12 protein-coding genes and 1 tRNA gene are annotated in these 12707 nt (G+C 62.9%); 8 read left to right on the top strand and 5 right to left on the bottom strand.

The window, feature by feature from the left end; all coding sequences use genetic code 11:
- Positions 1–22: 22 nt before the first annotated feature.
- Positions 23–1267, bottom strand: a complete 1245-nt coding sequence (locus RCO24_RS01730; protein WP_308959640.1) for a patatin-like phospholipase family protein — start codon at positions 1265–1267, stop codon at positions 23–25.
- 239 nt (positions 1268–1506) lie between these two features.
- Between RCO24_RS01730 and RCO24_RS01735 the strand changes: the two genes are divergently transcribed.
- Positions 1507–2238: an NUDIX hydrolase gene (locus RCO24_RS01735; RefSeq protein ID WP_308959641.1), complete on the top strand. Its 732-nt coding sequence runs from the start codon at positions 1507–1509 to the stop codon at positions 2236–2238.
- A 76-nt stretch (positions 2239–2314) separates the two neighbouring features.
- Positions 2315–3226: a PhzF family phenazine biosynthesis protein gene (locus RCO24_RS01740; RefSeq protein ID WP_308959643.1), complete on the top strand. Its 912-nt coding sequence runs from the start codon at positions 2315–2317 to the stop codon at positions 3224–3226.
- 148 nt (positions 3227–3374) lie between these two features.
- Here the strand turns inward: RCO24_RS01740 and RCO24_RS01745 are convergent, their stop codons facing one another.
- Complete coding sequence (locus tag RCO24_RS01745) at positions 3375–4175, bottom strand: DUF1194 domain-containing protein (protein WP_308959644.1); 801 nt, start codon at positions 4173–4175, stop codon at positions 3375–3377.
- Between the two features lie 149 nt (positions 4176–4324).
- On the opposite strand from RCO24_RS01745, the gene RCO24_RS01750 reads away from it, so the two are divergent.
- Positions 4325–5884, top strand: coding sequence for a winged helix-turn-helix domain-containing protein (locus RCO24_RS01750; RefSeq protein ID WP_308959645.1), 1560 nt, complete (start codon positions 4325–4327; stop codon positions 5882–5884).
- Positions 5885–5953: 69 nt separating this feature from the next.
- On the opposite strand, the gene RCO24_RS01755 is transcribed toward RCO24_RS01750, so the two are convergent.
- Positions 5954–6496 carry a VOC family protein gene (locus tag RCO24_RS01755; RefSeq protein ID WP_308959646.1) on the bottom strand — a complete coding sequence of 181 codons (543 nt, stop codon included), beginning with the start codon at positions 6494–6496 and terminating at the stop codon, positions 5954–5956.
- 223 nt (positions 6497–6719) lie between these two features.
- Here RCO24_RS01755 and RCO24_RS01760 point away from each other — a divergent pair, with 223 nt between their 5' ends.
- From RCO24_RS01760 to RCO24_RS01775, 4 genes are all read left to right on the top strand, one after another.
- Complete coding sequence (locus RCO24_RS01760; protein ID WP_308959648.1) at positions 6720–6851, top strand: hypothetical protein; 132 nt, start codon at positions 6720–6722, stop codon at positions 6849–6851.
- A gap of 120 nt (positions 6852–6971) precedes the next feature.
- Entirely contained in the window at positions 6972–8534 is a 1563-nt protein-coding gene (locus RCO24_RS01765; protein ID WP_308959649.1) for a 2-isopropylmalate synthase, read from the top strand.
- A 216-nt stretch (positions 8535–8750) separates the two neighbouring features.
- Positions 8751–8826 (top strand) — tRNA-Lys (locus tag RCO24_RS01770).
- A 211-nt stretch (positions 8827–9037) separates the two neighbouring features.
- A complete protein-coding gene (locus RCO24_RS01775; protein ID WP_308959650.1) occupies positions 9038–9724 on the top strand; it encodes a DUF599 domain-containing protein in 687 nt (228 codons plus the stop codon).
- A 54-nt stretch (positions 9725–9778) separates the two neighbouring features.
- Here the strand turns inward: RCO24_RS01775 and RCO24_RS01780 are convergent, their stop codons facing one another.
- Positions 9779–10552, bottom strand: a complete 774-nt coding sequence (locus RCO24_RS01780; protein ID WP_308959651.1) for a YiiX/YebB-like N1pC/P60 family cysteine hydrolase — start codon at positions 10550–10552, stop codon at positions 9779–9781.
- A gap of 137 nt (positions 10553–10689) precedes the next feature.
- On the opposite strand from RCO24_RS01780, the gene glpD reads away from it, so the two are divergent.
- Complete coding sequence (gene glpD, locus RCO24_RS01785; protein ID WP_308959652.1) at positions 10690–12195, top strand: glycerol-3-phosphate dehydrogenase; 1506 nt, start codon at positions 10690–10692, stop codon at positions 12193–12195.
- 205 nt (positions 12196–12400) lie between these two features.
- On the opposite strand, the gene RCO24_RS01790 is transcribed toward glpD, so the two are convergent.
- Positions 12401–12634 (bottom strand): hypothetical protein, encoded by a 234-nt coding sequence (locus tag RCO24_RS01790; RefSeq protein WP_308959654.1) that lies wholly within the window; start codon positions 12632–12634, stop codon positions 12401–12403.
- Positions 12635–12707: the final 73 nt, after the last annotated feature.

Consider the following 12707-nt stretch of genomic DNA (forward strand, 5'->3'; position numbering starts at 1 on the left):
TCCGTGGCTCCCCGTCCGATGATCAATTCTCATAGCCTGGTGGCGCCTTGTGCCACTGGAACCCTGCAGATCCCTTTTGGTAGCCGTAGTCGAACAGGGTGTTCATGTACGCCTTGTCGAACGGCCCCTTGTAGGGGAGCGTGAACTCGTCATCGAGGTAGGCCAGATTGTACTCGATACCGTCGCGCTGCGTCGTCAGGTAGATGCGATAGAGGTCGTTCATGCCATTGGCGGCCGTCATGGTGGCGATGGCCTGGCCGGCGATGGCCAGCGTCTGGCGCTTCACCTGCTCCTCGGGCCGGAACAAGCGTCCGTTGCGGATGACGTAAGCGACATCCTTGTGCTTAGGGCGCATGCGTTCGACCGCTTTCAGCCGCAGCGACGGCGGATAGAGAAAAACCTGCGCCATCGCGCCGCCATCGACGTGCATTTCCTCGTACCGCTTGCCGCCGACGGTCACGTCGAGCATCACCGGTGGGAATGCGCCGGGGATCGACGCGGACGCGCGCAGCACTTCGATGATCAATTCGCGCGCGCGCGGATCGGGGCTTCTCGCGATGGCACCGATGTTCCAGATGACCGAGCGCGCCTGATCGAGGTTGGTGGTCGCAATCAACAGAAGGCGACCCTTCTCGTACTCTTCGCCGATCCGCCGGATCGTGGTTTCGTCGAGATATCGGGCGATCAACCGCTTGAGGGGTGTCGTGTCGGTTGCGGCGTCGCCGGAGATGATCCCGAGAATGGGCTCCTTGTGGAAGATGTCCTCGACGCCGGTCTCGGTGTAGACCTGCTTCAGCTTGTCGTCGTACTCGGGGCCGAGGAATGCGAACGGTGCGGAGAGTGCCCCCGTACTGATGCCGGTGACCACGTTGAACTGAGGCCTGTCGCCACGCGCCGTCCAACCCAACAGCAGCCCGGCACCGAACGCGCCGTCGTCACCACCGCCCGAGATCGCGAGAAACGTCGTCTGCGGAATCTTGGAAGCCGGAATGTTCGCTCGCTCTCGCGTGGCGCGCGCCTTTTCGATCGTCTCGTAAGCCAGCGCCCGGAACACCGCCGGATCGCCTTCCGCGTAGAAGCGCGCATAGGGCACATCGAGCGGCTTGATCTCGGAGGCAAGCGAGAGCGGGACTGCGGGCAATCGCTCGAGGGAAGCGCATGACGTCAACGCCACACTCGCGGCGAGGCAGATCATCGCGGCGGCGAACGCCTTCGCGCGCGAAAAGCGCCTCACGCTGACTGCCGCATGTATTTGTCTTTGCACCATTTACGCCGGTCTCGTTACCCGCGAAAAACCAGAGACGGAGCTTATGTCATTGTAATGACTTAGGGGACTTTCTGGCCAGCCTTCGCCGCGTATTCCGGTTGCGTGCCTTCAGAGTTGCATCCACTCCGCCACAATGCGCCGCCTTTCCAGGCCCTCCCGCATCCGGTATTGCCCGGTGACACAACACATTGGCCTGTTTCAGCTCGGCTTCCCCTTCCACCCAGCACGGATTGAAAACCATGTGGACCCACGACGAGACCCGGGTTTTCGCCGTCTCCGGGGTGACACTCCGGGTGGTGGACGGAACTTGGGACTTCGCGGCCCAAAAAAACCAGTACATCGCCGAGCACTGGCAGCGCCGCCTGGATGAGAACCCGAAGTTTTTCAATGGCATCGTGCACGTGCTCGTGAACTACTCCTTGTCGGCCGGCGGCGTGTTCTCCGGTACCTTCGTCCGCACCGACTTCAAAAGCTTCCTCTATTGGCGCGAAACCGGCGCGCCCGACCCGACCGTGATGGATGCATTCGGCTCGGCGCTGATCCTTTCGTCGGAGGGGCGCGTGCTGCTCGGGCGGCAGCGGCAGGGAAATCTCAACGGCGACCTCAGCTATCCGCCGGGTGGCTTCATCGACGTGCGCGACATCGCCGCCGACGGGACGATCGATCTCGACGGTAGCGTCCTGCGCGAAATCACCGAGGAGACCGGCCTCGACGACACGGTGCTGCAACGGCTCAGCGGCTACGTCGTCACGATCGCGGGGCCGGTGCTGTCGATCGCCGTACCGTGGACGTCGGCGCTGTCCGAACCCAACCTGATAAGCGCGGTCAGCCGCCATATCGACGCCGATCCCGACGGGGAGTTGAAAAGCGTCGCGTTCGTTGCTCCCGGCGCGTCTGCCGATGGGCTTGCCATGCCGGCCTATGCGCGCGCGCTGCTCGGAGGGCTTTCAAAGCTGAAATCTCTCATCTAATCGTCGCGCCGCTTGGACTGCCGCTACGAATGAGGCAGAGTGCGCGCGTTTTCCCCTTCCGGACCGGAAAGTCTCCATGGCCCTGAAATTCCATACGCTCGACGTGTTCACAGATCGCCGTTTCGGCGGCAACCCGCTTGCCGTCGTGCTCGATGCCGACGCTCTCTCCAGCGAGCAGATGCAGAGCATCGCGCGGGAGTTCAATCTCTCGGAGACCGTGTTCGTGCTCGCCTCGGAGCGTCCCGCGCACTCTGCAAGGATGCGCATCTTCACGCCGACGAGCGAGGTTCCGTTCGCCGGCCATCCGACCATCGGCACCGCTGCCCTTCTCGCGGAGCTGAAAGCGCCGCTCCACAACGGGGAGCAGGATGCGCTCGTGGTGCTCGAACAGGGCATCGGGACCGTTCGCGTCGGCGCACGCATCAGGCCGGGCGCCGCGGCTTTTGCCGAGTTCGATGCACCAAAGCTGCCGGCGGAAGCGGGCGTGCTGCCTCCCAACGACGTGCTGGCCGCTGGGCTCGGGCTCATTCCGAGCGAGATCGGCTTCGAGAACCACAAGCCGCTCTGCTTCGCCGCCGGCAACACCTTCGCGTTCGTGCCGATTGCCTCGATCGAGGCCATCCGGCGCGCGCGTGTCAACGGCGCGCATTGGGAACGCGCCTTCGAGCAACAGGGGGTCGTCGGCGTCTACCTCTACACCCGCCAGTGCGAGCACACGGCAAGCGCGTTCCACTCGCGCATGTTCGCGCCGCAAGTCGGCATTCCGGAGGATCCAGCGACCGGGTCCGCCGCGGTGGGGCTCACCGGCATCGTCCACCTTTTCGATCGCCTGCCGGACGGCACGCACAAGCGCATCGTCGAACAGGGCTACGAGATCGGCCGGCCGAGCCAGATCGTGCTGACGCTGGTCGTGGACGGCGGCAAACTCATAAGCGTGCGGATCGGCGGCTCAGCCGTGCGCGTTTCCGAAGGCACGATCGAGATCTAGGATCTCGGGAAGATCATGGTCATTTTCTTGAGATCGATGATTCACGCTTCAGGCTGGTAAGGCCTGAAGCGATCATGGTCATTTTCGTGAGACCGATGATTCACGCTTCAGGCTGGTAAGGCCTGAAGCGATCATGGTCTTGCAAATCTCACGGCTTCGGGGCCGGGGGCTCCGCCTCGATCGCGGCCGTCTGCCCGTTCGCTTTCAAGTCCGAGTAGATCGGCAGGCCGATCTCGCGCAACAGCTTGCGGTGTATGGCCTCCGCGTAGTTCTGCATGGCGACGACCGGCTCGACGAAAGCGTATGGACCACCGATCACATGGTCCTCGAAGTAGCCGATCAGACTCTTCGGATCGGCGTTCGTATCCGGCCCCTCGATGACGCCTTCCAGCAGCCCCTTGTAGACGATCGGCAGCCCATTGATCGTTACGCCGCTGCCTATCAAGGCCCTGCGAATGGGCTCGATCTCCGGCCCCTTATTGTTCATGCCGTCGCCGGAAATGTTGACGACGCGCCTGGCTCCCGAGAAACCGCTCTGCCGCAATAGCTCCTCAGCCTTCTCCAGCGCACTGCTGAGCGACGTGCCGCGAAGGAATTTCGCCGGAGATCTCCGTTCGAGCCGCTCAGCGAAGCGATGCGCCGAAGCGGCGCCGTCGATCAGCGTCCAAGGCACGACGACCCTTTGCTGCTTCTCTCCGCCCCATTCGAAGTAAACGACCGCGATCCTTCCGAGCGAGCCGCCCTGGATCGCCCGCACGATTTCCGGATCTCGCAAGGCCCGCGCGAAGCCTTCCTGCTGCAGCCGTTTCTCCTCACGGTCCATCGATATCGAGACATCGGCCGCGATCACCAATTCGACATCGACCAACGTCTCGGCTCTGGCTTGCAGCGGGAGCAGCCCCGCAGCCATCAGTACTATGATCTGTTTGCAGGAAATCAGCCCTGCCATCCACTTTCGTTGCATTTCCCATCCCTCGACAGGCTCGCCGAATCCCAGGGCGCGCCTTGGCGATCGAGGTTGGAAAACGATTGTTGTCAGAGTATTTGAAACTGTGGGGGGAGGCACATTTGCCTCCAAATACCTAGGGAGCCAGGGCCATGGGCGCGCTTCAATATGGCGATCTCGTCTTCGACCCAGATTTTCTGTCCGCTGAGCGCGCCGGAGGCGACCCGCTGCGCTTTACCCGACAGGAGAGAACGCTTCTTTGTCTGTTCACCCAGAATGCCAACCGCCTCCTCAACCGGGCACAGATCCTGGATGCCCTTTCATACGAAGGCTCCGATAGCTCAGACCGTAACGTCGACTTTCTCGTCAACCGCCTGCGGACGAAGCTCGGCGACAGTGCGCGCACGCCCCGCTACATCGCGACCCAATACGGCGAAGGCTACATCTGGATCGCCAAGACTGTAGAAGACCTCGAAGCGCTTCTCGTCATCGGTCCGTGCTACGGGCTCGGAGATTCCCAGACGTCGGTGTCGTCTCGCGGCGTTCTATCGGCGCTCGCAGACAGCATCGACGGCTTGACCGGGCGCAAGCGCCGGATCTTCTTCAGGCCCAACTGGCAAGCGAACCCCGGCTCTAAGTCGTCGGTGTCCTATTCGCTCGACGCCAGCCTTCATGCTGAAGGCGACCGGCTGCACGGCGCATTTGTGCTGCGTGACGCAACGACCGGGCAGATCATCCGGGCGTTCCGCACGAGCTTTTCAAACGCCGATCAAGCAGCGGAAATCGCCAAGCTATCGAACAGCATAACCGAAGCAATCTGGGCGCAAAAAGCACTACCGCCGTCCGCCAACCTCGCACCCACCGAGCGGCCGCTGGAACTCCGGATGCACGACGCCGCCCAACTGCTTTCCGGCACGCCCGAAAGCTGGCTGACGGCGGTCTCACAGATCGACAGCGCCCGCGCCGCAGCGCCTCACGATCCGACGCTCGCAATCCTGCGCGGGCTTGCGCTCTATGCCACTCTCCTCCAACGGCCGGAGGTTTCGGCCAGCCCCGCGGAATGGCGCGCGGCAGAAGCCGAGATCGAAAGCCTCGTGCTCAATTGCCTTCCGGATATCCAAGACAATCCGTTGCTCATGCTGGGCGCCGCCAAGCTCTTGTTCTTCACCGAGGGCGGTCACTTTGATCTAGCCAGCCGGCTCGCCGATGACGCCTTCGAAAAAAGCACGGCCTTCGCTGCCGCTTTCTCGACGCGCGCGCAAATGTTGATGTGCCAGGGGCATTTTGCCGAATGCTACCAGCTCTTCGACAAGGCGGTCGAACTCTCCGAAAAGGGTTCGGAATTTCATATCTACCTTCTTTGCCTCAAGCTGACAGCGGCACTGGCCGCGGGCGACAGGGCGACCGTCAATGCGCTCAGTGCCGAACTTTACGCATTGAAGCCGATAACCCGGATGCAGTTCGGCATCTTCGTCGCCGAGCCGGGCGAACTTCCGCCCGACCTCGCCGCGCTTTTCGCGTCCTTCGACGCGCAGGGCGTCCAAACACTGCTGTGTTATCTCTATAAGGTGTCGGCACGTCAATTTCACGATCACGCCCACCGCATGAACGTCATGCGCAACTTCCTGAAGCGCGCAACACAGCGCTTCGGCGCCGACATCGTGCCGCGATGGGTCGCCGAACGGCTCGGCCTCGCCACGATCGAAGTGTGAGGTCGCGCTCGGTTTTTGTTTGGTCGCATTTTCTTCGACGAACCGGTGCCCACTTCGTCGGAAAATGCGCTAGCCCTTTTCGCCTTCGCCTCCGCAGTCAGACATCTTCGGCATAGCCGCCTTGATCTCTTCCGCGGTCATGTCCCGCACGTGGGTTGCGAGCGACCACTTGTGGCCGAATGGATCCTCGATTTGGCCGTAGCGGTCCCCCCAGAACGCGTCATCGACCGGCATCACGATCTTGGCACCCGCCGCGACGGCCCGCTGCGCCCAGGCATCGGCGTCGTCGACATAGAGATGGATCGTAACCGGGGTTCCTTTGAGTGCTTTCGGTCCGAACGATTTCCAGCTCGGGAACTCATCGGCGAGCATGACGGTGGAATCCCCGATGCGGATCGCGCCGTGCCAGAAGCTGCCGTCGGGGCCTTCGAGCCGCATCAGCTCGGTGGCACCGAATGCCTTTTTGTAGAATTCGATGGCCTTGGCCGCGCCGGCGCAGACCAAATGCGGCGTCACGGTGTGCATGCCGTCCGGGATCGGCTTGGCCTTTCCTTGGGGGGCCGGCTTCTGAGCCTGTTTCTTCGGCTCCTGCTTGGTTTTTTCCTTGGTCATGAGGTCGTCTCCTCGGTTTCAGCGCGGACGGTTAATCGATCGAACTCCTGTAAGACGGGTGGCAGTTCCCCGATCCGACACCCGAAAGCGCCATTTTTTGAGGCAGTTTACCGCTGCATGGCAGCTCCCCGCCCCTACCTCTTGCGTTCCGGGGCTCGTTTCGCTTAAGTGTCAGCGCATTGAGAGCTTCGGCACGAACTGAGACCGCTCACGCATGAGCCCCATGGTCACCAGCTTCGATTTCGACACCACCGGCGCAGGCCTCCTGCGCGCGGGCAGCTCCCTGTTGCCGAACGCCGCTCCGGCGCGCCCGGCGCTGGCCGGTCTCCTGAACCTCCTCCTTATCAGCCCCTGAGAACCGGGGGCCTGGCATTCTGCCGGGCAGGTACTCAGGGGATCCGCGACACACGCTGATAGGATTCCGCCCGCTCCGAGAGCTTCGTGAGCCGGCCACCGAGGAAGGACTTTCGTTCTCATGACCACCACATCCGACACCGCCTCCGGCGACCGCGTCGTCATTTTCGACACCACCTTGCGCGACGGCGAGCAATGCCCCGGCGCGACCATGACCTTCGAGGAGAAGCTCGAGGTTGCGGACTGCCTCGACACGATGGGCGTCGACATCATCGAAGCCGGCTTCCCAATCGCATCCGAAGGCGACTTCGAGGCGGTCACGGCAATCGCCAAGCGCGTGAAGCGCGCGACCGTCGCCGGGCTCGCCCGCGCGATCAACGCCGACATCGACCGGGCGGGCGAAGCCGTTCGCCATGCCCAGCGCGGACGCATTCACACGTTTGTTTCCACCTCGCCCATTCACCTCGCGCACCAGATGCGCAAGAGCGAGGCCGAGGTACTGGAGATCATCACGGCGACGGTGGCGCGGGCGCGCAACCTCGTCGAGGACGTCGAGTGGAGCGCGATGGACGCGACGCGGACCGGCATCGACTATCTCTGCCAGTGCGTGGACGCCGCGATCAAGGCCGGCGCCACCACCATCAACCTGCCCGATACGGTCGGCTACGCCACGCCCGAGGAATACTTCGAGATGTTCCGCGCAGTGCGCGAGCGCGTCGCCAATGCCGACAAGGCGATCTTCTCGACGCATTGCCACAACGATCTCGGCCTGGCGGTCGCGAACTCTTTGGCGGCGCTCAAGGCCGGTGCGCGACAGATCGAGTGCACCATCAACGGCATCGGCGAGCGCGCGGGCAACGCCGCCCTCGAAGAGATCGTGATGGCGATCAAGACGCGTGGCGATGCGCTGCCCTATCGATCCGGCATCGAGAGCACGATGCTTGCGCGCGCTTCGAAGCTCGTCTCGGCCGTCACCAACTTCCCGGTGCAGTACAACAAGGCGATCGTCGGCCGGAACGCGTTCGCGCACGAAAGCGGCATCCATCAGGACGGCATGCTGAAGCACCAGCAGACCTACGAGATCATGACGCCGGAATCGGTCGGCGTCGGCAAGACGTCGCTTGTGATGGGCAAGCATTCGGGGCGGAACGCGTTCCGCACCAAGCTGCGCGAACTCGGCTACGAGCTCGGCGAGAACGCGTTCGAGGATGCGTTCAACCGGTTCAAGGCACTCGCCGACCGCAAGAAGCACGTCTACGACGAGGACATCGAGGCGCTGGTCGACGAGGAAATCGCGCATGCGCACGACCGCATGAAGGTCGTCGCGCTGCAGGTGATCGCGGGGACCAGCGGGCCTCAGTCGGCGACGCTGACGCTCGACATCGACGGCAACCAGCAGACCGTGCACGCCAACGGCAACGGCCCGGTGGACGCCATCTTCGCGGCCATCCACATGATGGTGCCGCACACGGCCAAGCTCGAACTCTACCAGGTGCATGCCGTCACCGAGGGCACGGACGCGCAGGCCGAGGTGTCGGTGCGGCTTGCCGAAGACGGGCGCATGGTGACGGGCCGCGGCGCCGATACGGATACCATGGTGGCGTCGGCGCGGGCCTATGTGGCCGCGCTCAACAAGCTGATGCTGAAGCGGCAAAAAACCGCGAAAGCTGAGCAGCTTGGCTGATCACGGGCCGATTGGACCGGCCTTTTCCAAAGGCCGGTCGCATCCCCTGTCACAAGCGACTAGACAAGGCCCGTGGGGGGTGATAGACGAACCGGAATTGGGGCCCTCGAGCACAATCGTTCAGGGTCCCTTTGTCGTCCTTAGGTTTGCTTCTCTGAACGCTCCTAAGCTGCGGCGCCTGCATCGCAACCAAACGATGTCAGGCTTCAAAGAGATGGGTGATTAGCTCAGTTGGTAGAGCAGCTGACTCTTAATCAGCGGGTCCACAGTTCGAGCCTGTGATCACCCACCATCTTTTTACCCCAAGCCGAAATTCATGATCGATGCCAGGGCTACGCCCGGAGTGGCCGCGGAAGCGTTCCTGGCCATCCAGCGCGGCGCGCCTCAAAATCGCGCTTGGCCGCCGAACCGGATCATCGCATTTTCGATCCTACTGAAGGATTCGCGTTTTCCGTTCCGGATAGCGAATAGCCACATGCCGAGACAAGACGGATTGAATGCACATGATCGCCGTCACGATCTATGACGTCGTCGCCCTCCTTTTCTTCCTCGTCTGCTGGCCGGGCTACCGCCTGTTCGCGACCCGCTTCGAGGCCAAGCGCCCCGGGTTGATGTCGCTCGTCAAGACGTTGCGCCGCCAATGGATCATGCGGATGGCCGAGCGCGACAGCCACATCTCCGATGCGACGCTGCTCGGCAACCTGCTCCGCGGATCCCTCTTCTTCGCATCGACGACCGTCTTCATCCTTGGCGGCCTCGTGGCCCTGCTCGGCACCGCGCCCAAGGTCGCGGAGCTCGTCTCGCAGTTGCCGTTCGCAACCCGGAGCGATCCGACACTCGCCGAGATCAAGGCGTTGATCTTGATACTCGTGTTCGTCTACGCGTTCTTCAAGTTCACGTGGGCGGCCTGGCAATATAACGTGCTGTCGATCCTCGTCGGCGGCATCCCCCCGCACGGAAGCGACAAACGCCTCCGCGAGCAGTACGCGGAGGCCGCCGGGCAGGTGGCCGCGCTCGCCGGCGAGAGCTACAACAACGGCGTGCGAGCCTACTATTTCTCGATCCCGCTGATGGCGTGGCTGGTCGATCCGATCCTGTTCTTTTTCGGCACCCTCGTCGTGACGATCGTGCTCTATCGCCGCGAATTCAATTCACCGATCATGAGCGCCCTCAAGGCGGTTGGACACTAGAGCGCCCGGACCGCCAGCTCGCGCTCGTCTCGCGCAACCCGCCCGGGCGCGATGCTACTCCGCGCCTGCGCCGAAGTTGGTGTAGATCAGCTCCATTTGCGGATCGCGAGCGATGCTCGCAGGCGTCACCAACGTCTGCTCCATGATGAGGCTGTAGCAGGCCTTGAAGGTTCCGGCCGACTTGGCCTTGCACAACGGATGGGCCTTCCAGCGCTGCTTGATGAGCTGCTGAGCCGCGCCGGTGTCGATGTTCAGTTCTCGGACCTTCTCCTCCCGACCGACGGTGATGTTCGCGCCTTCCTTGAAAGCGGCATAGATCAGCTCACTGCAATAGATCTGATCGCGCGTCTCGTAGAAGAAGTGATCGTAGGGTCGGCCGAGATAGTGGCGGGCCCGGAGCGCGGCCTTTTTTGCGTCGCCCTCGCCCAAAGCCTTCACCCGCTTGATCGTCACGCGCCCCTGGTTGCCGTTCTTGATCCAACGATCGATCGGCAGGGTCCGCACGGGCCCGACCGCCTCAATGACGTTGGCGCGGCCGGCGCTGTCGACCTCGACAAGACCAACGTGCGTGTACTGAGTACCAGAGGCCAGCATGATCGCGTCGCTGGCGTTGGTCTCGGTGCGCTGGAAAACAATGTCACCAGTTTTCAACGGCGGCAGGCTCTCGGCGGCGCAGGCGGGATACGCCAGTCCGATCACGGCAAGCAGGACCGCAAGTCGTTCAAGTGTCTGTCTCATCATGACGGGAGGTCTCGGGCTGGAAAGCGGCGACTTGGTGACGATGTCGCCAACGGCTGCTCCTTCGCTGTCGCGGATCAGAGATATCAAGCGTATTGTTCCTTACGCGATTCCTAGAGCGCAATCAGTTTTGGACTAAATCTCGACCGTGCTCCAGGCCCTTCGAAGAGACCGACTGTCCACGCTTCAGGCCCACAGGCTTCCATCCTCTAGGGAAAGACGCTCGCATGCGGGCTGAAGTCTTCGATCTGGCTGTCGTCGGGGGAGGCATCAACGGGGCCGGAATCGCCGCCGATGCGGCTGGCCGCGGCCTCAAAGTCGTGCTGCTGGAGAAAGGCGACCTGGCGGGGGGCACCTCGTCCGCCAGTTCCAAACTCATCCATGGCGGATTGCGCTATCTTGAGCATATGGAATTCCGGCTGGTGCGCGAGGCGCTGGCCGAACGTGAAGTGCTGCTCGCACGCGCGCCTCACCTCATTCGGCCGCTGCGCTTCGTCATTCCGCACGCGCCGGGGATGCGTTCGCGCCTGATGTTGCGGCTGGGTCTGTTCCTTTACGACCATCTGGCGCCGAGGAAGGTCATTCCCGGCTCCGGCCCGGTGGATCTCTTGCGCGACCCGATGGGACGCTCGTTGCGGGCCGAGTTTCGCTCCGGCTTCTCTTACTACGACTGCTGGGTCGACGATGCGCGGCTTGTGATCTCCGTCGCGCTCGATGCCGCCCAACGCGGCGCGACGATCCTGACGCGCGCGCCGGTGACACGCATCGCCGAACGCGGCGATGTTTGGGAGGTCACGGCGTCGCCTCAAGGTGCTGCATCGATCCAGATCGCCGCTCGCGTGCTGGTCAATGCCGCGGGGCCATGGTGTGCGCATGTGGGCCGTCTTACCGGGGCTGTCGCGGACGTTCCGGCTTTGCGGCTGGTTCGAGGCTCGCACATTGTGGTGCCGCGCATCGCAGGCGCCGACGATGCCTACCTGCTTCAAAATCGCGACGGCCGCGTCGTGTTCGCGATGCCGTTCGAGGAGCGCTTCACGCTGATCGGCACGACGGAATCGGCGGTGGCCTCGCCCGCTGAAGCGGGCAGCGTCAGCCGCCTCGAGGAGGCCTATTTAATCGAGGCCGCGAGCCGCTTTTTCTCCCGCCCCATCGATCCGCGCGAGATCGTCTGGCGGTTCGCGGGGATTCGCCCGCTGGTCGAGGACGGAGCCTTGAGTGCCTCGGCCGTCTCGCGCGAGTATCGGCTCGATTTTGTGCATCGGGACAATGCGCCGGCCCTGCTGACCGTGATCGGCGGCAAGATCACGACGTTCCGGCGTCTGGCTGAAGCCGCGCTCGCACGACTGCAACCGCTTTTTCCCGGCATGGGCCCTGCCTGGACAGCGGGGCCTTCTTTGCCTGGCGGAGATGTGGGAGAGGCCGGCGTTGGCGCCTACGTCCAGGATCTGGCGCGACGGCGCCCGGGCTTTGCCGACAAGACACTCAGACGGATCGCAACCCTCTACGGCACCCGCGCGGATCTGCTGCTGGGAGACGCGTCAGGCGAAGCGGATCTCGGCGAAGCGATGGGAGCCGGGCTTACGGAGCGCGAGGTGCTGTTTCTGCGTGATCACGAATGGGCGGGCGCTGCCGAAGACGTGCTGTGGCGACGCACCAAGGCGGGCCTGCATATGGCGGACGAGGAGCGGACGCGGGCTGAGATGGCGATCTCGCGCCTGCTTTCCGAGCGATGATGCTGCTCGGCTAGAGCCGTTCCGATTTTAATGGAATCGCGAAACGGCTCTAAATTTTTGTTTTATCGTGCTTCCTATCGAAAAACCGGTTCCCACTTTTCCGGAAGCACTCTAGCGCACAAAATATCAGGGCCGTTTTCGCGACCCTGACAGTTCGACATTCAATTTTTTCGTTTACGTTTGTCGCGAGCCCTCGCGAGACCAGTTAGCGCTGCTGCTGATCGCGGTGCTTGTCCTGAGCCTGACGCTGCTTGTCGCTGCTGTTGTCTTCCGGATCACCCGGTTGCGGCTCGCGGCGGCGCTGATCCTGTTCGCCCGGACGGGCGGGATTAGCTGGGTTACGCTGCTGCTGGCGATCTTTTTCCTTGTCCTGCGCCTGCTGTTGATCACGCTGGGACTGACCGCCCTGCTGGTCTTGGTTCTTATTCTGGTTTGTCATTTGGGACGTCTCCATGTGAAGGGTCGTGTCCCAATAAACGCCCTGCTCGCGCGTTCAGTTCCTCGCATTCTCC

It is taken from the genome of Hyphomicrobium sp. LHD-15 (genome assembly GCF_031157355.1).
Taxonomy (GTDB): Bacteria; Pseudomonadota; Alphaproteobacteria; order Rhizobiales; family Hyphomicrobiaceae; genus Hyphomicrobium_C.

Excerpts from the sequence above, each read along its gene's own strand:
- RCO24_RS01790 (WP_308959654.1), bottom strand. The coding sequence starts at position 12,634 with ATGACAAACCAGAATAAGAACCAAGACCAGCAGGGCGGTCAGTCCCAG.
- RCO24_RS01765 (WP_308959649.1), top strand. The coding sequence starts at position 6,972 with ATGACCACCACATCCGACACCGCCTCCGGCGACCGCGTCGTCATTTTC.
- RCO24_RS01755 (WP_308959646.1), bottom strand. The coding sequence starts at position 6,496 with ATGACCAAGGAAAAAACCAAGCAGGAGCCGAAGAAACAGGCTCAGAAG.
- RCO24_RS01760 (WP_308959648.1), top strand. The coding sequence starts at position 6,720 with ATGGTCACCAGCTTCGATTTCGACACCACCGGCGCAGGCCTCCTGCGC.
- RCO24_RS01750 (WP_308959645.1), top strand. The coding sequence starts at position 4,325 with ATGGGCGCGCTTCAATATGGCGATCTCGTCTTCGACCCAGATTTTCTG.
- glpD (WP_308959652.1), top strand. The coding sequence starts at position 10,690 with ATGCGGGCTGAAGTCTTCGATCTGGCTGTCGTCGGGGGAGGCATCAAC.
- RCO24_RS01740 (WP_308959643.1), top strand. The coding sequence starts at position 2,315 with ATGGCCCTGAAATTCCATACGCTCGACGTGTTCACAGATCGCCGTTTC.
- RCO24_RS01730 (WP_308959640.1), bottom strand. The coding sequence starts at position 1,267 with ATGGTGCAAAGACAAATACATGCGGCAGTCAGCGTGAGGCGCTTTTCG.
- RCO24_RS01735 (WP_308959641.1), top strand. The coding sequence starts at position 1,507 with ATGTGGACCCACGACGAGACCCGGGTTTTCGCCGTCTCCGGGGTGACA.
- RCO24_RS01775 (WP_308959650.1), top strand. The coding sequence starts at position 9,038 with ATGATCGCCGTCACGATCTATGACGTCGTCGCCCTCCTTTTCTTCCTC.
- RCO24_RS01745 (WP_308959644.1), bottom strand. The coding sequence starts at position 4,175 with ATGGCAGGGCTGATTTCCTGCAAACAGATCATAGTACTGATGGCTGCG.